The sequence below is a fragment of the Leptolyngbya sp. 7M genome, assembly GCF_018128485.1.
In genome coordinates this window covers 146,293-168,094 of sequence record NZ_CP070897.1, presented here as the reverse complement: position 1 = coordinate 168,094, position 21,802 = coordinate 146,293, and the positions used below count along the sequence as shown (strand labels likewise).

20 protein-coding genes and 1 tRNA gene are annotated in these 21,802 nt (G+C 48.1%); 13 read left to right on the top strand and 8 right to left on the bottom strand.

Annotation, left to right across the window (positions count from 1 at the left end):
* The first annotated feature begins 96 nt into the window (after positions 1 to 96).
* The 3 genes from dapA to JVX88_RS00685 all read left to right on the top strand — a co-directional run bounded on the left by dapA (position 97) and on the right by JVX88_RS00685 (position 4,406).
* Complete coding sequence (gene dapA / locus JVX88_RS00695; RefSeq protein WP_211624806.1) at positions 97 to 1,074, top strand: 4-hydroxy-tetrahydrodipicolinate synthase; 978 nt, start codon at positions 97 to 99, stop codon at positions 1,072 to 1,074.
* A gap of 60 nt (positions 1,075 to 1,134) precedes the next feature.
* Positions 1,135 to 1,761, top strand: coding sequence for a biliverdin-producing heme oxygenase (locus JVX88_RS00690; protein ID WP_211624804.1), 627 nt, complete (start codon positions 1,135 to 1,137; stop codon positions 1,759 to 1,761).
* Positions 1,762 to 1,916: 155 nt separating this feature from the next.
* Positions 1,917 to 4,406: a TonB-dependent receptor gene (locus JVX88_RS00685; RefSeq protein ID WP_211624802.1), complete on the top strand. Its 2,490-nt coding sequence runs from the start codon at positions 1,917 to 1,919 to the stop codon at positions 4,404 to 4,406.
* A gap of 68 nt (positions 4,407 to 4,474) precedes the next feature.
* On the opposite strand, the gene JVX88_RS00680 is transcribed toward JVX88_RS00685, so the two are convergent.
* The gene (locus tag JVX88_RS00680) at positions 4,475 to 4,909 is read right to left on the bottom strand and encodes a hypothetical protein (RefSeq protein WP_211624800.1); all 435 of its coding nucleotides are present in this window, start codon (positions 4,907 to 4,909) and stop codon (positions 4,475 to 4,477) included.
* Between the two features lie 71 nt (positions 4,910 to 4,980).
* Entirely contained in the window at positions 4,981 to 5,415 is a 435-nt protein-coding gene (locus JVX88_RS00675; protein WP_211624798.1) for a YraN family protein, read from the bottom strand.
* A 305-nt stretch (positions 5,416 to 5,720) separates the two neighbouring features.
* Between JVX88_RS00675 and hisG the strand changes: the two genes are divergently transcribed.
* Genes hisG through hisIE form a run of 8 tightly spaced genes read left to right on the top strand, consistent with a single transcriptional unit; the run spans position 5,721 to position 12,754 of the window.
* On the top strand, positions 5,721 to 6,584 hold the full coding sequence (gene hisG, locus JVX88_RS00670) for an ATP phosphoribosyltransferase (protein ID WP_211624796.1): 864 nt from the start codon (positions 5,721 to 5,723) through the stop codon (positions 6,582 to 6,584).
* 30 nt (positions 6,585 to 6,614) lie between these two features.
* A complete protein-coding gene (hisD, locus tag JVX88_RS00665) occupies positions 6,615 to 7,901 on the top strand; it encodes a histidinol dehydrogenase (protein WP_211624794.1) in 1,287 nt (428 codons plus the stop codon).
* Positions 7,891 to 8,955, top strand: a complete 1,065-nt coding sequence (gene hisC, locus JVX88_RS00660; RefSeq protein ID WP_211624792.1) for a histidinol-phosphate transaminase — start codon at positions 7,891 to 7,893, stop codon at positions 8,953 to 8,955. The genes hisD and hisC overlap by 11 nt, the downstream gene beginning before the upstream one ends.
* Positions 8,933 to 10,039, top strand: coding sequence for a bifunctional histidinol-phosphatase/imidazoleglycerol-phosphate dehydratase HisB (gene hisB / locus JVX88_RS00655; protein ID WP_211624790.1), 1,107 nt, complete (start codon positions 8,933 to 8,935; stop codon positions 10,037 to 10,039). The genes hisC and hisB overlap by 23 nt, the downstream gene beginning before the upstream one ends.
* Positions 10,036 to 10,620, top strand: coding sequence for an imidazole glycerol phosphate synthase subunit HisH (gene hisH / locus JVX88_RS00650; RefSeq protein WP_211624788.1), 585 nt, complete (start codon positions 10,036 to 10,038; stop codon positions 10,618 to 10,620). Before hisB ends, hisH begins: the two co-directional genes overlap by 4 nt.
* Positions 10,621 to 10,638: 18 nt before the next feature.
* The gene (gene hisA, locus JVX88_RS00645) at positions 10,639 to 11,370 is read left to right on the top strand and encodes a 1-(5-phosphoribosyl)-5-[(5-phosphoribosylamino)methylideneamino]imidazole-4-carboxamide isomerase (protein WP_211624786.1); all 732 of its coding nucleotides are present in this window, start codon (positions 10,639 to 10,641) and stop codon (positions 11,368 to 11,370) included.
* Positions 11,371 to 11,372: 2 nt separating this feature from the next.
* The gene (gene hisF / locus JVX88_RS00640; RefSeq protein WP_211624784.1) at positions 11,373 to 12,143 is read left to right on the top strand and encodes an imidazole glycerol phosphate synthase subunit HisF; all 771 of its coding nucleotides are present in this window, start codon (positions 11,373 to 11,375) and stop codon (positions 12,141 to 12,143) included.
* Complete coding sequence (gene hisIE / locus JVX88_RS00635) at positions 12,092 to 12,754, top strand: bifunctional phosphoribosyl-AMP cyclohydrolase/phosphoribosyl-ATP diphosphatase HisIE (RefSeq protein ID WP_211624782.1); 663 nt, start codon at positions 12,092 to 12,094, stop codon at positions 12,752 to 12,754. Before hisF ends, hisIE begins: the two co-directional genes overlap by 52 nt.
* 155 nt (positions 12,755 to 12,909) lie before the next feature.
* On the opposite strand, the gene JVX88_RS00630 is transcribed toward hisIE, so the two are convergent.
* The 3 genes from JVX88_RS00630 to JVX88_RS00620 form a co-directional block, all read right to left on the bottom strand.
* Positions 12,910 to 12,985: transfer RNA gene (locus tag JVX88_RS00630), tRNA-Lys, on the bottom strand.
* Positions 12,986 to 13,021: 36 nt separating this feature from the next.
* The gene (locus tag JVX88_RS00625) at positions 13,022 to 13,504 is read right to left on the bottom strand and encodes a GNAT family N-acetyltransferase (protein WP_211624780.1); all 483 of its coding nucleotides are present in this window, start codon (positions 13,502 to 13,504) and stop codon (positions 13,022 to 13,024) included.
* Between the two features lie 7 nt (positions 13,505 to 13,511).
* A complete protein-coding gene (locus JVX88_RS00620; protein ID WP_263975457.1) occupies positions 13,512 to 14,825 on the bottom strand; it encodes an adenylosuccinate synthase in 1,314 nt (437 codons plus the stop codon).
* A 452-nt stretch (positions 14,826 to 15,277) separates the two neighbouring features.
* Here JVX88_RS00620 and grpE point away from each other — a divergent pair, with 452 nt between their 5' ends.
* Both grpE and JVX88_RS00610 read left to right on the top strand, forming a co-directional pair.
* Positions 15,278 to 15,925 (top strand): nucleotide exchange factor GrpE, encoded by a 648-nt coding sequence (grpE, locus tag JVX88_RS00615; RefSeq protein WP_211624779.1) that lies wholly within the window; start codon positions 15,278 to 15,280, stop codon positions 15,923 to 15,925.
* A 122-nt stretch (positions 15,926 to 16,047) separates the two neighbouring features.
* Entirely contained in the window at positions 16,048 to 18,327 is a 2,280-nt protein-coding gene (locus tag JVX88_RS00610) for an AAA family ATPase (protein WP_211624777.1), read from the top strand.
* A 118-nt stretch (positions 18,328 to 18,445) separates the two neighbouring features.
* On the opposite strand, the gene serA is transcribed toward JVX88_RS00610, so the two are convergent.
* The 3 genes from serA to JVX88_RS42920 form a co-directional block, all read right to left on the bottom strand.
* On the bottom strand, positions 18,446 to 19,681 hold the full coding sequence (gene serA / locus JVX88_RS00605) for a phosphoglycerate dehydrogenase (protein ID WP_211624775.1): 1,236 nt from the start codon (positions 19,679 to 19,681) through the stop codon (positions 18,446 to 18,448).
* 151 nt (positions 19,682 to 19,832) lie between these two features.
* Positions 19,833 to 20,012 carry a hypothetical protein gene (locus tag JVX88_RS00600; RefSeq protein ID WP_211624773.1) on the bottom strand — a complete coding sequence of 60 codons (180 nt, stop codon included), beginning with the start codon at positions 20,010 to 20,012 and terminating at the stop codon, positions 19,833 to 19,835.
* A 3-nt stretch (positions 20,013 to 20,015) separates the two neighbouring features.
* Positions 20,016 to 21,773 carry an AbgT family transporter gene (locus JVX88_RS42920; RefSeq protein WP_211624771.1) on the bottom strand — a complete coding sequence of 586 codons (1,758 nt, stop codon included), beginning with the start codon at positions 21,771 to 21,773 and terminating at the stop codon, positions 20,016 to 20,018.
* Between the last annotated feature and the right edge of the window lie 29 nt (positions 21,774 to 21,802).

Genomic DNA, 21,802 nt, shown 5'->3' with positions numbered 1-21,802 from the left:
AGACCTAAGGTTCGACGCTCTTTTGTCGAACATAATAAATATATACAGAATACCTTGATAGCTATCTCCGAATGATGGATATTATAAGATATTCATATGACAATGCGAGTGGATTGGATGAGCGGGGTGGGGACGGCACTTGTTACCCCATTCTTGCGGGATGGGTCTGTTGATAGAGAATGCTTTCGGCATTTGGCAGAGCGGCAGATAAAAGGCGGCGTTAAAATATTGGTGCCGTGCGGGACGACAGGTGAGAGCGTTACGATGAGCGAGGCAGAGCGACTGCACTTGATCAGGATGACCGTCGAAGTTGCACACAAACTAGGTGCCAAGGTCATTGCTGGGACGGGAAGCAACAACACCGCAGCGACGATCGACTTTACACGCAAAGCACGCGAGGCAGGTGCAGATGCGGCCTTGATCGTTGCTCCGTACTACAATAAACCGACCCAGGAAGGGCTTTTCGCACATTTTGGCGAGATCGCGAAAAGCGTTAAGGGTTTTCCGATAATGCTCTACAACGTGCCCGGGCGGACAGCTTCGAACATTTCGGCGGAAACGACATTGCGATTGGCCGATAAACACGAGAATATTGTCGCGACCAAAGAAGCTTCGGGGAACCTATCGCAGGTTATGGAGATATTGGCTAAGCGGCCGAAGAATTTTAAGGTATTCTCCGGTGACGATGCGACCGCCGTGCCGTTTATCTCGCTCGGCGGCGATGGGCTGGTCTCGGTTGTCTCAAACGAAATGCCGAAGGAAACTGAGGCTGCAATGGGCCTGGATAATATCCTGAGTTCGCAATCCTTGTGGGATGCGACAATGGCTTATTGGGTCGCTGACAGCCTCAAACGAAACAAAGGCTCCCTAGTAGTACATTTGAATGGCGGCTTTCACACAGAACAGCGACTGGGTACGGTGGAACACCTTCAAAAATATAAACCGGATGCCCGGATCCTAGTCGTAACAATGCGTTATGAAAAGGATTTCATGTCATTCGATGCTCAGAAACACAAAGGCCTCGGAGATTTTGTAATCCTCACGGATTCCACACAGCCCCGAAGTGCTCGATAGATGAATAAGCCAATAAAATTCCATATTTGACCACAATGTGTTTTTGATTTATTCTTGCAATTGAAAACGAATTTCATTTTTAATATAATGATACTTACTAAACTGAAAGAATCGACCAAAGAGCAACATAAAGCCCTTGAATTTGTTGTAGATATAATGCGGCCTGATCTGACGCTGGCACAGTACCGGCGACTACTTACCAAGTTCTATATATTTTATGCTGCGATCGAAGCCGCTCTACCTGAGGAACTTCTGCGAAGGAATGGGCTTGAGCTATGTGAGCGGCGTAAATTGCCTGCCCTGGAGAAGGATATGCAGGTTTTAGGTGTTTTTGATCCTAAAGCGGAAACAGGTATAGGCTCCCCAGACATTCCACTACTTAACACGGCCGGAAAGGGCTTTGGCGCGGCTTATGTTCTTGAGGGCTCAACATTAGGCGGACAAATCATCCTAAGACATTTGCGCTCAACACTCAGTGTGGATACGGAATCCGGTGCCGCTTTTTTTAGCAGCTATGGCCCAAATGTAGGAAAAATGTGGAGGGAATTTGGGACTGCTATCACAATATTTGCTGAGAGAAATTCGGTCGATGACGAAATAGTTGATGCCGCGAAAGCGACCTTTGATTCATTTCGTCAATTTTTGGAAAGGCCTGCTTCAAGACCTAATATAATTACTACTTATTAAATGAAGAATTATTATTTAATAAATCTTATTCATCATATTCTCTCGGTATGAGATACGTTGAAGAGAACGGAGATGTTGGTTTTATCTTCAAGTAGGACGGGCAGGGATCTACCCTACAATCAATCACCAGTGTGAATAAACATCAGAGGTGTTTAATGACTAATTCATCTTTTATCAGGGGAGAGGCTGTAGGAGCGGTCCTCCTAATCACATTTCTTTTTGTTTTAGTGCATAGCCTACAGGCACAAGTGAATGGCAGATTTATCATTAGTGTTACCGATCCCAGTGGATCCGTTGTCGCTGGGGCAAGTGTTCGCGTATCCGCTCGCAATCTGCTTGAGCGGGTTGTTATTACGAATGAAAATGGAGAGGCATCTTTGATTGGGATACCGCAAGGTGAGCTATGGGTCCGTATTGACGCTCCAGGCTTCACTTCCCAAAGTGTGATCGTGTCAAATACTGAAAACAATTCAGCGGTCACGGTCGTTTTATTGGCGGGAAACATTGCAGAAAAAGTTACGGTAACGGCCGAACGAACGCAGGTCTCCACAGTAGATACGGCTAAACCTGTATCAGTTGTCGGCAGGGAAGAACTGGAGCGCAAAGCTGTCAGTTCTGTTGGAGATCTGTTCCGGACCCTACCGGGAGCCTCGACTGTGAATGAGGGTGGATTTCAGGTTCGTCCGCGAATTCGCGGGCTGGATAGCAACCGTGTTCTTGTTTTAGTTGATGGTGAGCGGCTGAACCATTCGCGTACTTCCACCCAGCAATCAGGTATTGAACTCGGTCTGGTTGAGATATCTCAGATAGAGTCTGTTGAAGTGATCCGCGGTAGCGGCTCGGTGCTTTACGGTACCGATGCATTGGCAGGGACGATAAACATAATTACCAGGGATGTGCCCCCAAGGCACGATCAAGGTTTTAGATTCGGGGGTTCGCTCGATACATTTTTTAGCACGAATGAACATGGCCGTCGCGGAAATTTGGCCTTTACCGGAGCGGGCAGATCATTTGCATTTCGTTTGATGCAGTCTCTTGAACGGTTTGGGAACTATAAGATAGGAGAACTTAAAGGAACTATTATTGATGGAATTACTTCGGACGGGGAAGTTTTGAACTCACAACACCATGGTGGCAATACACAGGCCATCGGAAGATTTTTCCTCAACGACAAGAATACACTGAAAATAGGCTATGAGCGTCGGCGTGCAGCCAACATAGGTTCACCGACACTGGTAGGAGTATTCAATGGATTTTTTCCGTTTTCTAACCGTGATAAATTTAGTGTTCGATTTGATTCAGCAGCGATCACAAACACACTTGCTCGTGTTTCTGTATCAGGATTTCATCAAGGTCAAGATCGGAACTTTACCAATGTTCTGACGGTACAGCCTATCCTTCCTTTTTTCCCCGGGCAATATCAATTCAGTGAAACTATTACGCGAACCAATACCACTGGTTTTGATTTACAGACAGATTGGATTCTTGGGAAACGACTGAATTTGATCGCAGGAGCAAGTCTTTTCCGGGACAAGAATCAGGATGAGCGCTTGCTCATTACGTCAACCACACCGTGGGATCCGAATCGAAGAACCTCTAATTCACGCAGTGTTCCCAATGCGACCTTGTCAAATATTGCCGTATTCGCCCAAGCTGGATTTCGCATAAGCTCCCGTGTGAGATTGGTGGGCGGGCTTCGTGCTGATCGGTTCTATACGAAAGCTGAACCTACCACTCAATTTGGTTTACCTCCTTCCCTGACCCCAAGTCAGATAGAGGATCTTGGTTTGACCGGCTTAACGTCTGGGCTTGATGTAAAAAGCACATCTCTAACTGGTGAGGCAGGCATGATCGTGAGCATGACTGATAAATTCACACTATCCGCACGTATCGGAAATTCTTTCCGAACGCCGAACATTTTTGAACGATTTTTTACGGATTTTGGTTCTGTTGCGGGATTTGTGGTGGGAAATCCGAGGCTTGAACCTGAGACCGGTGTGAATTTTGATATGAGCGCAAAATACAGATCGGATAGATTTAGCCTGGTGACCAACTATTTCAACAATTACTACAGAAATTTTTTGTCAACACAGACTGCCATGGATCGTAATGGTGTTCCGATAACGCTGCCTGGGAGCTCTCCCGCAAATCGGATCCAGGTCTTCCAAACGCAGAATGTTCGTCGGGCTCAGATACAAGGATTTGAGGCTGAATTAGAAGTTCCGATCAAGATCAGACTTGGGTATCTAACATCATATGGAAACTTTAGCTATCTTCGGGGGGATGATATTGACAGGGATGTGCCACTTGATACAATCAGCCCGTTCCGAACCAATGCAGGATTGCGGTGGGAAAATTTTTTGAAGAATTATTATTTTGATTATTCGACCAGGATAGTCGTGACGCAACGAAGATTATCACCCGCTTTTCTGCTTCCTGTTAATCAGGGCGGTAATGGGGGGCCTGAGCCTGGATTTGTGACACATAATATGTCGGGGGGATATCGGTTCCGTCGTGAGAGGTTTAATTTCGGTATTAATGTTGCCGTTTCGAATATCGGGAACCGACTTTATTCAGAACAATTTGTTTTTGCTCCGGCACGGGGGCGCTCATTGATCATCGGTACGACCTGGACGATCAGGTGATTTGGAATTTTCGACAGACGCGTCGATTCAGTAAATGGGCGGCCCTTAATGTATGACCGCCGCCTAATTTATTTTGAACGTGTCCCGGCAAATGAGAGAAGCCCAAATCCCGGGACATTCATCGTTCCCGTCATTTTGTCGCCATCAACCTTGCCTTCAAATTCTATGGTCGTTGGACTGCCCTGAACATCGGCGTTCAGCTTCGCGGTTACTTTATCCCCATTTATCTTCCCATTTTCAAATGAGCCGCTTCCTACTTCCGATGCCATTGTTCCAGTAAACTCCGTACCGTTCTGCTTGAATTCGACTGCGAGCGAGACCGTCTGGCCGCCGGCATCCACGTTGATGATCCACTTACCATCAATGCTTACATCAAGCACCGCAGAAATCGGATCGTTATTAGCCCGATCGGCAATGCTTACCGGCATTGCCGTGGTTGACGTCGAAGCGGCAAAAACCATAATTATCGCTGAAGCGAAAGCTAGATATCTTGTATTCTTCATAGGTATGTTAGGTTGCTCCTAAGTCCGGATAATAAATAATCCGCCGGCCAAGTTCAATACCATGCCTCAAATTACCAGGAACGTTTCTTGAATTTGGATTCATCAAAAAAGCCTTTCATAAGCTCTATAGACGGGGAATCGAAATGTCCGAGGACAACACTGACCACGTCATAGCGAATAGGCATTTGCTGGACACCAAAGATCTGGCGATATATCTTTGCGGTGCGGATTATCTGCCGCTGTTTTCTCAGCGTAACTGCTTGTGCGGGAGATGCAATATCATTTTGCATTCGAGTTTTAACCTCAATGAAGCAGAGATTATCTCCATCTAGAGCAATTATGTCGATCTCGCCGGTTATCTCTGCACCATTTGCATTCCGGCCTAGCGGTGTTTTGAAATTGCTCATCACAAGTCGATAACCAACTCTCGTCAGATATTCAGCCGCAAGCGATTCGCCTTTGGAACCAACAAACCTTGTGTGGGGACTATTCAAGCGATTATTCAAAGATATAAGGGGTTTACCTTCATTCACTGTGGATAGAGGAGAGTATTGATCAAACATTATAGCAAAGGCCCGGGTGTCATAGACACATTTTATGGTCTTTTTACTTGCAAAATTATCGTATCTGTGGATGATAGAGATTATCGATGACACTCTTTGTCCACAATTTCCACCACCATCATCATGCTTGGCACCACTCGAGTCGCGCATGATTGCTGATCTGACACTTTAAGTCTCAAAAAATCAATAGATCTACAAAGGGCGCGAACTTGAGAATCAAGTTTTCAGGTACTCGTCTATTTATTTTTATGTTTAACAGAAATTTGAAAATAGCTGTCCAAAAAGCCGGGCGTTTGAGCGAAGCGACTGTTGAACTGCTAAAGAAATGTGACATCGGGTTCGATAATGGGCATGGAAAGTTGCGATCACTCGCCTTCAATTTTCCGCTCGAGATGCTTTTTCTGAGAGATGACGATATTCCGCAATATGTGGAGGATGGTGTAGCCGATTGCGGCATCGTCGGCGAGAACGTGCTTGCTGAGGCGGAATCGGATCTCATGATTGTCGAGAGGCTTGGATTCGGACGATGCCGGTTGTCGATAGCGGTTCCTCGCGGCTTCAGATACAGAAACATCGAGAACCTCGCGGGTAAACGTATTGCAACCAGTTATCCACTTTTACTTGGGAGATTCTTAAAAGAAAGAGGCGTTTTCGCCGATGTTCACACAATTAGCGGCTCGGTCGAGATAGCTCCTGGGGTCGGCCTTTCTGATGCTATATGCGATCTCGTGAGTTCGGGCAGCACGCTTTTTACGAATGGCCTTGAGGAAGTCGAGACGGTTATGAACTCCGAAGCCGTTCTTGTTGTTCGTTCTGACCTTTCGAGACCTTTGAAGAAGATCTTTGAATCATTGACTTTTCGGATAAAGGCTGTAAGTGAAGCTCGGAAAAACAAATACATCCTTCTAAATGCACCAAACGAAAGACTCGGTGAGATAAGGAACTTGATACCGGGAATGAAAAGCCCCACCGTAATGCCTCTAGCTCAGGAAGGCTGGAGTTCGATTCATTCAGTTATAGCCGACGACGATCACTGGCCGGTCGTTGAAAAATTAAAGGCGTCAGGGGCTGAAGGGATCTTGGTTATTTCAATAGATCAGATGATCCGATAGATATCGCATCATTTAGTACTCAATAAATATATGCAAGTATTTCGTAATCCGAAAAGAGACATCTGGCCGCAGATAATCAAACGGCCGGCGAGTAACTCAAAAGAGATGGAAGCGTTGGTAAGGTCGATCATTGAAGACGTACGTACCCGGAGCGATGCCGCCTTGCGGCTGTATACGAAACAGTTCGATGGTGTTGAGATCGGTGATCTTAGGGTAAGCAGAGAGGAGTTTGCGGCGGCTGAGCGACGTATTTCTCCCGACCTTGCGAATGCGATAGATCTGGCCCACGTCAATATCAAGAAGTTCCACGCCATGCAGCGTGAGCACGTTCAGGTCATAGAAACATCTCCAGGCGTGACCTGTTGGCGAAAATCGCTACCCATCGAACGCGTCGGGCTGTATATACCTGCGGGAACCGCTCCCCTATTCTCCACTGTTCTTATGCTTGGTGTTCCGGCTGTTCTCGCGGGATGTGGTGAGGTTGTCATCTGTACACCGCCGTTACGAGACGGTTCGGCCGCGGATGTGATCCTCTACGCGGCGAAGATCTGCGGAATTTCTACGGTTTACAAGGTCGGTGGCGCACAGGCGATCGCTGCAATGGCTTACGGAACCGAGACGGTTCCTGCGGTCAATAAGATATTCGGCCCGGGAAACAATTATGTTACCTGTGCAAAGCAGATCGTCTCAATGGATGTCGCGATAGACATGCCCGCCGGGCCTTCGGAAGTGGCTATTCTTGCTGACAAATCTTGTAATCCGATCTTTGTTGCTACAGATCTACTTTCACAGGCCGAACATGGCCCGGACAGTCAGGCTGTACTTGTCAGCCCGGATGAAGAAGTCATAGAAAAAACACTTAACGAGATCGAGAGACAAATTTCTGGCTTATCTCGGCGTGAGATTATCGAAAAATCTCTGGCAAACTCTAAGACAATCCTTGTAGGCAGTATTGATGAAGGGATCGAATTTCTGAATAACTATGCGGCTGAGCATCTAATCCTTGCAGCTCGAAATGCGGACGAACTTGCCGACCGCATTGTAAACGCAGGGTCGGTATTTATAGGAAATTACTCCTGTGAGAGTGCCGGCGATTATGCTTCAGGAACTAATCACACGCTGCCGACTGGAGGGTTTTCAAAGGTATTTAGTGGTGTTTCCTTGGACAGCTTCGTAAAGAAGATCACTTTTCAAAAGTTGACCCCTGAAGGAATACGCAATATCGGCCCCGCCGTGGAAGTCATGGCAGCTGCCGAAGGCCTTGATGCACATAAACGGGCAATATCCGTTCGGCTGGAGGAACTGAATGGCATTTGAACTCTATAGCCTTGTTCGCAAGAATATCCGGTCGCTCATCCCGTATTCATCTGCCCGTGGTGAGTACGGCGGGGATGCTCGTATTTTTCTCGACGCCAATGAGAATGCATTCGGCTCGCCCCTTGGCAATCTTTACAATCGGTATCCTGACCCTCTGCAAACCGGGATAAAGGATCGACTTGCGGAGGCAAACAATATAATGCCGTCGCAAATATTCATCGGAAACGGCAGCGACGAAGCGATCGATCTGTTGATCCGCATATTCTGCCGCCCGGGAATCGACAACATCCTTATATGTCCGCCGACATACGGAATGTACGAGGTTGCGGCCGGGATCAACAATATCGCTGTCAAAAAAGCAAATCTGACAGCTGATTTCCAGCTGCATCCAGAGACGATAACTGGACATATTGACGAAAACACAAAGGTTATTTTTCTATGTTCGCCAAACAACCCAACCGGAAATTTACTGAAACGCGAAGCGATCCTGGCACTAACCGAAAACTTCCAGGGCATCGTGGCTGTTGACGAAGCCTATATACAGTATTCCGGCAAGCCATCGCTGACCGAGAAATTGAAGGATCTTCAGAATCTGGTTGTTCTCCAGACATTTTCCAAAGCCTGGGGACTGGCAGGCTTACGTGTCGGAGTCGCTTTCGCAAGCGAAGAGATAGTGGCGTTTTTAAACAAGGTGAAGCCACCGTACAACGTGAGTGAGTTCGCTCAGCTCGCAGTTGCTGAAGCTCTTCAAAACAAAGAGATGGTTCAGAAGACGATAGAGCTAACGATCTTTGAGCGAAAAAAACTTGAAACCGCCCTGAAAGGTTTCCGGTGTGTTAGGAAGATATACCCTTCTGATGCAAATTTTCTGCTGGTAAAGGTTACAAACGCTGCTGATATGTACAGCTATCTTTTGTCAGAGCGGATTGTCGTAAGAAATCGCAGCAATGTGGTGTTGTGTGAAGAATGCCTGCGAATAACTATTGGTACGCCGGAGGAAAACCAAGACCTAATCCGAGCTGTTGGGATATATGAAAAGAGTTTTATTCATTGACCGGGACGGGACGCTTATTGAAGAACCCGAGGACTTTCAGGTGGACAGTTTCGCAAAGCTGAAGCTGCTGCCCGGCGTCATAACAAGTCTCGGTCGTATTGCCGCCGAGACTGATTACGAGCTTGTGATGGTTTCCAATCAGGACGGACTGGGTACTGGATCGCTGCCGGAAGAGACTTTTTATCCTGTGCATAATTTCCTGCTCGATCTGCTTGCAAACGAGGGTATCAGGTTCTCAGAGGTTTGTATTGACCGCTCGTTTGAATATGAGAATAAGTCCACAAGAAAACCGAATACCGGAATGCTGACCAAATATCTAAATGGGGAATATGATCTTGAAAACTCGTTCGTAATAGGCGACCGCGCGACGGATATTGAGCTGGCAGAGAATCTTGGTTCGAGAGCGATCTTTATCAAGAACAAGAATTTTTTTCCACCTATATCTCGTTCAGTGTCGCTTATTGCCGATGGCTGGTGGGATATCTACAAGTTTCTAAAGCTAACACCGCGGATCGTGTCCCAGCACCGAAAGACCTCAGAGACAGATATTCGGATAGAACTAAATCTTGACGGGACCGGTTACGCAGATATCAAGACCGGCATACCCTTTTTTGATCATATGCTGGAACAACTTGCCCGTCACAGCTCACTTGATTTGATGATCCGTGCTGACGGAGATCTGCATATTGACGAACATCACACAATTGAGGATGTTTCGATCACGCTCGGAGAGGCTTTCAGCGAAGCCCTCGGGGGGAAAACCGGGATCGAGCGATATGGATTCATGCTGCCGATGGACGACTGCCTCGCTCAGGTGGCCTTGGATTTCGGTGGAAGGAGCTGGATCGTATGGGATGTGGAATTCAAACGGGAAAAGATCGGCGATATGCCGACAGAGATGTTTTTTCATTTCTTTAAGTCGTTCACCGACCATGCGAAATGCAATCTGAATATCAAGGCTGAAGGGACGAACGAACATCACAAGATCGAATCGATCTTTAAGGCAGTTGCGAAGGCAATAAGAATGGCTGTTAAACGAAATGTGGAAGATAAAAGCGTTCCGAGTACAAAGGGAATTTTATGAAAGTTGCTATCGTCAAATATAACGCAGGTAACGTTGCTTCGGTCGCAAATGCTCTGAAACGCCTCGGCATTGAGCCGCAGATCACAGATGATGCCAATACTATTAAGACGGCCGACAAGGTCATTTTTCCCGGTGTCGGCGAGGCCTCGTCGGCAATGAACCATCTACAGAAAAGAGGACTGGATTCCGTAATAAAAAACTTGAAACAGCCTCTTCTGGCGATCTGTCTCGGAATGCAGCTAATGGCAAAGTTCTCCGATGAGAACGACACGAAATGTCTGGGGATCCTGCCATACCGTGTGCGCCGATTTTTCGGCAAAGAACTCAAAGTTCCGCATATAGGCTGGAACACGATCGAAGGATTAGGATCGGATCTTTTCAAGAATATTCCGGAAGGTGCGCGTGTCTATTTTGTGCATAGTTATTTTCTTGATAATGGCGATCATACGGTGGCCCAGACACCATACGGATCGCAATTCAGCGCGGCTGTCAATAAAGACAATTTCTATGGCGTACAGTTTCATCCCGAAAAATCTGGGACGGTAGGAGCGAGGATACTTGAGAATTTTTTGAACATATAAGCTTTTTTGCCCCTTTTTATGATCGAAATAATACCGGCAATAGATCTGATCGACGGGAAATGCGTCCGGCTTTCCCAGGGAGATTTCTCTAAAATCAGGATCTACAGCGACGATCCTGTTGACATTGCATGCCGGTTCGAGGATGCCGGTCTGCGTCGCCTTCACATCGTCGATCTTGAGGGAGCGAAACAGGGGCGGATCGTCAATCTGAGAGTGCTAGAAGAAATAGCTTCCAGTAGCGATCTGGTGATCGATTTCGGTGGCGGGATCACAACCTCAAAAGATGTTAAGGCCGTGTTAGATGCGGGTGCTTCGATGGCCAGCATTGGAAGCATCGCGGTCAAATCACCGGATAAGTTCTTTTCCTGGACCGAAAAATATGGCGCGGCCCGGTTTCTCTTGGGAGCAGACGTTCGCGGACGTGTCCTTGCTATCAATGGTTGGCAGACCGTAACCGAAGTCGAAATAACAAGTTTTCTCCAAGAATATCTGGGCAAAGGTGTCAGCACTGCTTTCGTGACGGATATAGCCAAAGACGGTCTTCTGAAGGGGCCGGCTACTGAACTCTACCGTCACATTCTTGAATCGCTTCCAGGTCTCAAGTTGATCGCCAGTGGCGGCGTAAGCGCTATTGACGATATACACCAACTCGAAGAGATCGGCTGCCATGGCGTGATAGTTGGAAAGGCAATATATGAAGAAAAGATCGCCATAAGTCAACTTGCCGCATTTGTAGAGAACACAGAATAGATATGCTCGCTAAACGAATAATTCCATGTCTTGACGTAAAGGATGGCCGTACGGTCAAGGGGACGGGCTTCGTTGATCTTCGGGATGCCGGCGATCCCGTCGAACTTGCCCGTATCTACCGTGATCAGGGGGCCGACGAACTTGTCTTCCTCGACATCACGGCAACGAACGAAAAACGAACGACGCTGATAAGCCTGGTCGCTGCCGTGGCCGAGGAAATAGACATTCCTTTCACAGTTGGAGGTGGCATAAGATCTGTCGCGGATGTCGCGGCACTTTTGGAAGCTGGAGCGGACAAGGTCTCCATAAACTCCGCCGCTATTACGAACCCTAAGCTACTCAATGAAGCGGCAGAACGATTCGGATCGCAATGCATCGTTCTCGCGATCGACGCAAAGCGAACAGAAAAAGGCTGGATCGCGTTCGAGAACGGCGGGCGTACCAATACCGGGCTTGACGCTATCGATTGGGCAAAGTTGGGGGTCCGTGCAGGCGCAGGCGAGATCCTCTTAACATCGATGGATGCTGACGGAACAAATAAGGGCTTTGACCTGGAACTTTATCAGGCGATTGCCGAGGCGGTTTCCGTACCTGTGATCGCATCCGGTGGAGCCGGATCTAAGAAGCATTTTCTGCAACTATTCAAAGAATGTGATGCTGATGCTGCTTTGGCGGCCAGCGTATTTCACTTTAAGAGGATCGAGATCCCGGAGCTTAAGAAATGGCTTGGCAAACACGATATACCGATGAGGCTGGAACAGATATGGAATTAGACTTCAATAAATATTCAGATGGTCTCATACCCGCTGTCGTACAAGATGCGAAGACCCGGACGGTACTGATGCTCGGCTTTATGAACGAAGCGGCTTATGAGAAAACTGTAAAAACGGGCAGAGTGACATTCTTTTCACGATCCAGGCAGAGTCTCTGGACAAAAGGGGAGACAAGCGGCAATTTGCTTGAAGTAAGCGAAGTCATCACTGATTGCGATTCTGATACGATCCTTATCAAGGCCACTCCTTCCGGGCCGATCTGTCATACTGGAGCTTATACTTGTTTTGGTGAGAAGAATGAATCGGCATATTTTTTGTTCGAGCTTGAAGAGATCATAAAAGACCGCAAAATACATCCGGTCGAAGGGTCTTATACATCTAAGTTGTTCGCCGCCGGCCTGAACCGTATCGTTCAAAAAGTTGGCGAGGAGGCGGTTGAACTTGTGATCGAGGGAATCAATTCGGATGATAATGCGTTTACAGACGAGACGGCTGATTTTTTATATCATTTTCTTGTCCTTCTCTCAGAAAAGAACATAGCTCTGTCCGAGATTTTCAACAAACTCCGGTCAAGGAGCCAAACAGACCAGAGATGCGTCTCAGCGTCCTAATACTAAGTTCGGTAAGGTTATTAATCAACAAAGGCTAGTATTATGAAACAATAAGCTCTGCTTCTTTAATGCATTGTAAAAATACTATCAAGCAAAACCGGACCTATACAGAAAATGACACCATTCAGGTGTCATTTCCATACATAAGGTAAAATTGGTGATCCGACCAGGACTCGAACCTGGGACCCAATGGTTAAAAGCCATTTGCTCTACCAACTGAGCTATCGGACCACATTGCCTAAGCGGACTTAGGCCGAATTCGCTATTCTACAGATTGGTTCCTTTAAGCGCAAGCTCCATACGTAAATCTGCTCGTGAATACTGAGAATTTGGGTCAAGCGGAGTTTCAACAAAGCCAAACTTTCGATAGAGCCCGATCGCCGTGGAAAGCTTCGAATTCGTTTCCAAAAAGATCGTTGATGCCTTCTGCGATCTTGCGAATTTGATGCAGGCGTCCATCAAATGATTCGCTATACCGTTGCCCTGATAGTCTGGATCGACCGCCATCTTCGTAAGTTCAAATGTTGCTTGGTCAGAGCGTATCATTGCGGTAGTTCCGACAGCCTGACCTGAGATCAATGCAAAGAATACTTCTCCGCCAGTATCGATGATAACTTGCTGTGGGTTATCAAGAACCTCTCGATCGTGGGGCTCTATCTCAAAGTATTTTTCGATCCATGCATAATTCAGTTGGGCAAAATCGGCTGCGTATGTAGGATCGAAGGAAACTATCTTAAGCTCGTCATGCATTGCATCGCTAAACCGAGAACCATTTCTCCATTACCGAATTCTTCAAAACTATCGTTTGGTCGCGTTCCGGGCCGGTTGATATCAGGCCGATCTCAACGCCGACCTGCTCTGAAAGAAACCGCACGTACTTCTGTGCGTTTTCCGGAAGTTTATCGAATTCCGTTGTGCCGACGGTATCCGTCTTCCAGCCCGGAAGCGTTTGGTAGATCGCCTTGATCGCCCGCAGATCGTGTGAAACGGCCGGGAAGGTGTCTATTCGCTGTCCATTCGCTTCGTAACCGATGCAGACCTTGATCTCGTCGAGTTCATCGAGCACGTCGAGTTTTGTTAATGCTATCGAATCAAAGCCGTTTAACTCCGCGGCATATCGTGTTGAAACAGCATCGAACCACCCACACCGGCGGGGCCTACGAGTTACCGAGCCGTATTCGTTCCCGCGTTCTCGGATCAGGTGCGCGATGCTCTCTTCTTCATCCAACATCTCAGTCGGAAAGGGTCCTTCGCCGACTCGCGTCGCATAAGTACGTACGATACCGAGAACTCCCGTAATGTGATGTGGCGGGATGCCGGCCCCGACGGAAGCTCCGCCGGCGGTGGGATTCGAGGAGGTAACGTACGGATACGTGCCGTGATCTACGTCCAAAAGGGTAGCTTGAGCTCCTTCAAGAAGTATTTTTTTTCCAGATCTACGCGCGTCGGCCAGAAATTTAGACGTCTCGCAAACAAACGGACGCAAACGCTCGACAAGCGGACTTACTTCTTCCAGGATCTCATTGGCCCTAAGCGGCTGATTGCCGAATAGCACAATGATTCTGTTCGCTTCCTCAAGGTTCCGTTCAACGCGAAGCTTCAAAAGCTCCGGTGAAAGGGCGTCGGCAACTCTAATCCCACGGCGGCCAGCCTTGTCTTCATACGCCGGGCCAATGCCGCGAAGCGTGGTGCCTATCTTTTCGTTACCGAGACGTTCTTCGGACGTATGGTCAAGTGCGCGGTGATAGGGCATTATAAGATGAGCCCGCGACGACACTTTTAAGCGCTCAGGGCTTACAGATACGCCTTGTTCCGCGATCTGATCGACCTCTTCAAAGAAAGCTTTCGGATCGATGACCATGCCGTTGCCCAAAACACAGGTTTTGTCGGGATGAATGATCCCTGACGGTAAAAGCCTAAGCACAAAAGACTTATCGCCAACATATACGCTGTGCCCAGCATTATGACCGCCTTGATACCGCGACACCACATCAAAGCGGTCGGCAAGAAGATCAACAACTTTTCCCTTTCCCTCATCGCCCCACTGGGCACCAATAATTACTATTATCATAATTGTGATCAATCCTTCTTAACATAAAAGGGAATAAATCGAATTGGTTCTAAGTGCAGAATCGAGGCTATAAATATCACAAAATACTCTATTAAATACAAATCTCACGGCATACACAAGCTCATCTATAGTCCCGAAACGAAAGAAATATCGATTAGCGGTGTGATAGTGGAAGCGAATGTTTACTGTGTATCACAGATATTAAGTGCTGCCGAGTTTGTATGACAAATGATAGATATGTTTGGCTAACTTGTTGACCGCATTAAGGAGTTGGTTTTAATTGCTGAGAGCAACAGCCAGGCCAGTATTTTCTTAGCAAATAACCTCAGCTTTGTTTCAAGCGTGTTTGTTTGGGGCTTCTTCACTTACAATTAGTACTGAGGGAAATGTATAATTTTGGTGGGCACTTTTTATAGCCTACAACTATCATTATTACTGCTTTAAATATTTACATGGCCAAAAATATCCAAAACGAAGATTTTCATGTTAAGGACAAACGCCGGTTTAATGAAAACGGTGAGCGTATCGGAGACGATGCTGATTTAGGGGAGCAGAATAGCGAATCTGTTCGTTCCGCCAGAGAAATCGAGCTTGAGACCAAATTAAAAGCTGAAACTGAACGTCGTGAAGCTGCCGAATCTAAGCTTGTCGGCGTTCAGGCGAAGTTTGACGAGGCTAAGGCAGAACTGGAGAAAGAGACTTCGGAGATGCGTGCCAGATTGATCAGGACCTTAGAAGACCGTGCAAGCCAGAGCAAGTTCAATTTTCTACAAACGCTTTTGCCTGTGTTGGATAATCTAAACCTTGCGGTCTCGGCAAGTGAGAATGATGCATCTGTCGAAAATCTTCGAGAGGGTGTAAAAGGCGTAGCACGGTCTTTTGAACACGCCTTAACGAGTGTCGGTGTTGAGCCGGTCGCGGCGATAGGAGCAGAATTCGACCCCGAACTTCACGAGGCTGTTGATATGGTTTCGGTCGATAAAGAACAGGATGGGAAGATAGTGGCCGAGTATCAGCGGGGTTATAAATTTGGTGATCGACTTCTCCGTCCGGCCCGCGTCCAAGTCGGAAAGGCGATGTCTCATTCGGCCGGTGAGTAGTTACTGCGGATCGTGGTTAAGATAATAATATTTTTACGCTCCGTATGTGTAAATGATATTATAGGAGTTGGCGGTTTCCGGATCGGTCGCTCTCCTAAGCTCTTCAAGGTCAGGCAGGTATTATGGCAGACATAGACGCTTATAAAGATAAATTCAGCGAAAGCGGGCAAAGAGTGCTCCAGACGGCACTGGATGCTTCGCGCAGACGTGATCAGAATTACGTTTCCATTGAACACGTTCTTCATGCGATCGCTCAGGAAGAGGACGATCTTTTTAGTTCAACAATGCGGGATCTTTCGGTCGATCCGCGTTCGGTGAAATTATTGATCGAAAAGCGAATGGAATCTGGCCGTCAGCATACGGGTAAGGGTTTCCGAATCGCTCCGGAAACAACAGAACTCTTTAAACGAGCAATGGACCGCGCTCGTTCCCAGGGTCGCCGCGTTATCGATTCCAGCGATATCTTCTACGTACTTTCAAACGATGAGAGAAGCGTACTGAATGACGTTCTCCAGAATTTGGGCGTTCCATCCGACGAGGTTGCACAAACCGCTCGAACAAGAATACGGAAGCGTGAGAAAGAGGAGGAGCGTGTTCGCCAGAAATATGAGCTTCCCAGCTTTCTCCGCCATTTTGGTGTCTCGCTAAACAAACTTGCGCGCCAGGATAAGATTCCTCCTACAATTGGCCGTGAGAAAGAGATCCGGCAGATGATCGAGATACTTTCACACCGCGAAAGGTCAAATTCTCCGATGCTCGTCGGTGAACCGGGTGTTGGCAAAACGGCCGTCGTCGAAGGTCTGGCACGTTTGATCGAACTCGAACCCGAAAACATACCGGCGCGCCTTCGTGACTCTCACATTGTCCAATTACAGATGGGCGGACTTGTCGCCGGCACGATGCTGCGTGGGATGTTTGAAGAGCGGATCAAGGGAATTATCGATGAAGTAAAAGAGAAGGACAATATCATCCTTTTCATCGATGAAGCCCATACGATCATTGGTGCCGGGGCAGCGATGGGAACAACTTCGGACGCGGCGAATATGTTCAAATCCGCACTTGCACGTGGAGAGCTTAGGATCATCGGTGCCACAACAATGACCGAGTATAAGGAATACATCGGTGAAGATGAGGCTCTTGCCAGACGCTTCAGGCTCGTAAAGGTGGAAGAACCTTCGATCGACGAAACACGACAGATACTGATGGGCCTTAAGCCCCGTTTGGAAAAGAATTACTCGGTTACGATCTCTGAGGAGGCGATAAACACCGCTCTTGAGATGTCTCCGAAATATATCAGGAATTTGCACTTGCCTGATAAGGCGATCGGCTGGTTGGACACAGCCTCGGTCAAGGTGGAGATCAATGAACCGGAGCACCTGGTGGTGATGCCGGAGCACATCATTGATGTCATTTCTCAGGAATCTCGGATCCCGAAAGATATGATCTACCGTGACACTTCGGATCGTTTTGCGACGATGGAGGATGAACTTGGCCGACGTGTCATTGGGCAAAGGGATGCCGTCAGGGCAGTTGCCGAACGGCTTCGGCTTAATAAGGGCCCGCTAAAGGAAAATCACTATGCCCCTGATGGGGTTTTGCTATTCCTCGGCCCGACGGGAGTAGGAAAAACAGAGCTTGCAAAGGCCGTCGCCGAATTCATGTTCGGTGATGAAAGCAAAATGGTCCGGATAGATATGTCCGAATACGGCGACGGAACCGTTGGCATTGAGAAACTCATAGGAATGCCGCGCGGAATCGTCGGATCGGAACGCGGCGGCATATTGACCGAGCAGCTTCGTGACAATCCTTATACGGTGCTTTTGCTTGATGAAGTAGAAAAAGCATCGCCTTATCTAATGAATATATTCCTTCAGGCATTCGATGAGGGCTGGATAACAGATGGCCGTGGTAAGAAAGTCTATCTTTCGGATGCGATAGTCATAATGACTTCAAATCTTGGTTCTGAGAACTTCAAGAAATACGAAAAACCTCTTGGATTTGGAATGAAATCGGTCGGAGATATGTCCGCGATCAAGAGCGATGTAATGAAAGCTGCAGAAACGCGATTTACTCCGGAGTTTAGGAATCGTATTGATGAGATAATCGTATTTTCGCCTCTGACAATGGACGAAGTGCGTGAGATAGCAAGGCTTTATATCCGAAAGATGCAGCGGCATATGGAACTTCAGGGCAAGAAGGTTGAGGTTACTGACTCCGCCATAGATCTTTTGACCGAAAAGGGCTACAGCCCTGCTTATGGAGCACGATTTCTTAAAAGGCACATCGATCAACAGGTCAAGCTTCCGCTAACAAATCAATGGAAGACCGGAATCGGCTTCATTGTTGATGCCGTCGATGAACAGATCAAGGTTCGCCCGATAGAAAATTTCAATTTGAACTGAACTGGTTTGTTCGTTAATTAGAGTACAAAAGGCTGCTTACGGCTTTGACCAGTGGCAGCCTTTTCTGTTTAGTTCAACAAACATTTATTACAACTTTGAACGGTTGATATTATGCCAGTTAGTAAACCAGGCGTGCCCGTATAGTCCCTTTTATGCCCTTTAGTATCTCAAATGCCTCTTTTGAGATGCGTGATTCAACATCAAGTATTACGTATCCGATATCCGGGTTTGTGTTCAGATACTGACCGACGATGTTGATGCCTCGCTTTGAAAGCCGCGAGTTTATCTCACCGAGAACTCCGGGAATGTTCTGGTGGATGTGCAAGATACGATGTGTGCTGGCCTGCGGCGGAAGCGATACGGGCGGCACGGTATGCGACCCTTCGCTCGTTCCGTAATCGAGATATTTGATGAGCTTCGACGTTACGTCGAGACCGATATTAGATTGTGCCTCTTCGGTTGAGCCGCCGATATGCGGCGTTAGGATGACATTGGACATTCCCTGCAGCGGACACTCAAAAACATCGCCGTTATTCTCCGGCTCTTCCGGAAATACGTCTATAGCCGCACCGGAGAGCTTGCCTGTTTTCAACGCTTTTTTCACCGCCGTAAGGTCAACAACATCACCTCGGCTGTGATTGATCAAGATCGCACCTCGACGCATTGCCCTGATAGCTTCGGTATCGATCATGTTTCGCGTGGTGGCATCCGAAGGCACATGAAGCGTTACGATGTGAGAACGTTTCAACAATTCTTTTAGATCACGGATCTGCTTCGCATTGCCATGCGGCAATTTAGTTGCGATATCGTAATAAACGACATTAAGCCCGAGAGCTTCTGCCATGTTCGATACCTGCGACCCAATGTTGCCATAGCCTATGATGCCAAGCGTTTTGCCTCGAAGCTCAAATGAACCTTTCGCATCCTTCAACCATTCGCCGCGGTGGGCAGCCGAATTCTTATCGGCGATCTTACGTATAAGCATTACGCATAGGCCGATGATCAGTTCAGCAACTGACCGAGTATTAGCGTGAGGTGCATTAAAGACCGCAACGCCCCGTTCAGTCGCTGCTTTTAGGTCAACCTGATTCACACCGATGCAAAAGGCCCCGATGGCTAGTAGCTTGTCGGCTGCATCGAGAACATTTCGCGTAACCTGCGTCTTCGACCTTATCCCAAGCACGTGCACGCCTTTGATCGCTTTAATCAGCTCAGCCTCGCTTACAGCCCCACCCAGCCGCTCGACCTGCATATACCCGCCTGCCCCAAACTCTCTTACGGCGGCATCAGAAATATTCTCAAGCAGCAGTATCTTGATCTTGGACTTAGGATAAGAAGTGTTTGGCGAAGACATAAAAAGTATTCTCACCCCAACGGAGGTGTTTTTCAAATTTGGAAGGAGTTCATTCAGTCTTTGCCAAGTCTCTTATATTTTTGAGGTTCGTCACACTGGATTCGGGCTGCGCTCATACCCTGCAGGGGTAACCAAAGTTCAAACAAATCCGTCACAGCCCGCGTGATCCAGGTTCAAAGATAGGCTTGTCAAGCGTCTTCCAAACAGCACCACCCCAGCCCGCGTCAAACGCGCGCTCGATCATCGAACCCATGTTCGTCGGCGGTGCACTCGCCAACCAAAATGGATTCGGGGACGATATCCCTGCGAAGTTAATGCTCAGATCAGCCATCGACTACGGATAAGTATAAGGAGCCTGCAGGCCGAGCGGAATACCAAGTGCCCAGTAAACGATCAGAAAAATGATCCAGCCGATCATGAACACGACAGTGAAGGGCAGCATAACGGAGATCAGCGTGCCAATGCCCGTTCCCTTGACATAGCGCTGAGCGAATACGACAACGAGCGGGAAGTAAGGCATAAGCGGCGTAACGATATTCGTCGTCGAATCGCCGATACGGTAGGCAGCTTGAGCGAGTTCCGGTGACAGTCCAAGCTGCATCAGCAGCGGAACGAAAATGGGAGCCAGCAATGCCCATTTTGCCGAGGCAGAACCGATCAGAAGGTTGACAAAACCTGTGAGAAAAATGATCCCGATGATCGTGATCTGGGGCGGCAGGGCCATCGCCTGCAGAGCGTTGGCACCTTTGATCGCGATCAAAGCTCCGAGGTTCGATTGCCCGAATGCAGCTATGAACAAGGCTGCAAAAAAAGCAAGGACGATGTAATAGCCCATCGTGCTCATTGATTTACTCATCCCGGCAATGATCTCGCGATGACTGGATACCGTCCCCGCAACGTACCCGTAAACTATGCCCGGAATAATGAAAAGCAGAAAGATGAGCGGCACGATCGAAAGCATAAGCGGCGCCGTATTCGCAGTCAGCTGCGGTGCGACCGGTTCAGCGCTTTTTGCGACCGCTTCGCCAAATTTTTTGGCGTTCTCGTCGCCGAGCCTTGCCTTGAGCGCGTTTTCCAATGCCGTCTTGCCAAAAAGTTCCTGTTCAAGAATGGGGCCAAGTTTGGCCGCGCCCTCTTCCGGCATACCTTCAGCTTTAAGTTGCTGGACGGTCGCCTGAGTTATCTTGAACCCCGCCGGTGAACGAAACATTGAATTTTCAGGGATGGACAAGGCAACGAGTATCGCAATGCCAAGAGCCATAGATGCCAGTCCTGCGATCAAACCCTTTTTTTCTTTCGGCCCGAGCGTTTCCATCTTGGGCATTTCTTCCGGGTCGCCATCTACCTCAGTAGTTTTGTTCAATCGTGGTTCAACAATCCTGTCGGTGACGAACCAGCCGAGGACGACGAGAAAGATAGTTGATGCGGCGGTAAAGTACCAGTTTGAGAGCGGGTTCACGACCCGCGTTGCGTCGATTATCTGAGCGCCCGATTGGGTCAGGCCGGCAAGCAGCGGATCAAGACTCGATGGGATAAAGTTGGCGCTGAATCCGCCCGAAACCCCGGCGAATGCTGCCGCGATGCCTGCTAACGGATGACGACCTGCGGTGTAGAAGATCACGCCGCCGAGCGGGATAACCAGCACATAACCGGCATCTACGGCCGTATGGCTGATAATACCCACGAAGATCACCATCGGAGTCAGCAGCGAAGGTGCTGTTATGTTCAATAACGCTTTTAATGCCGCATTGATAAACCCCGTATGTTCTGCAACACCTACGCCCAACAACGCGACCAGAACGACACCTAGGGGAGGGAAGGACGTAAAGGTCGTTACCATTGTCGAGAGGAACGAGGCGATCGCCGTACCGGAAAGCAGATTATTGATCACTATCGGTTTGCTGGTCCGCGGATCGATCTCAGCAAAGGAAATTCCGGACAGCATCCACGAAATTATCCAAACGACAAAAAGTAGGATCAGAAAAAGCGCTGCTGGGTCAGGCAACTTATTGCCGACGCGTTCTATGAGATTCAGAGCCTTTTCAACGAATCCTTCAGGTTGAGCTTCAGTTATAGGATCTTTTTCGTCCATAATGTTTCCTTTACGTCTGCAAATGCGGG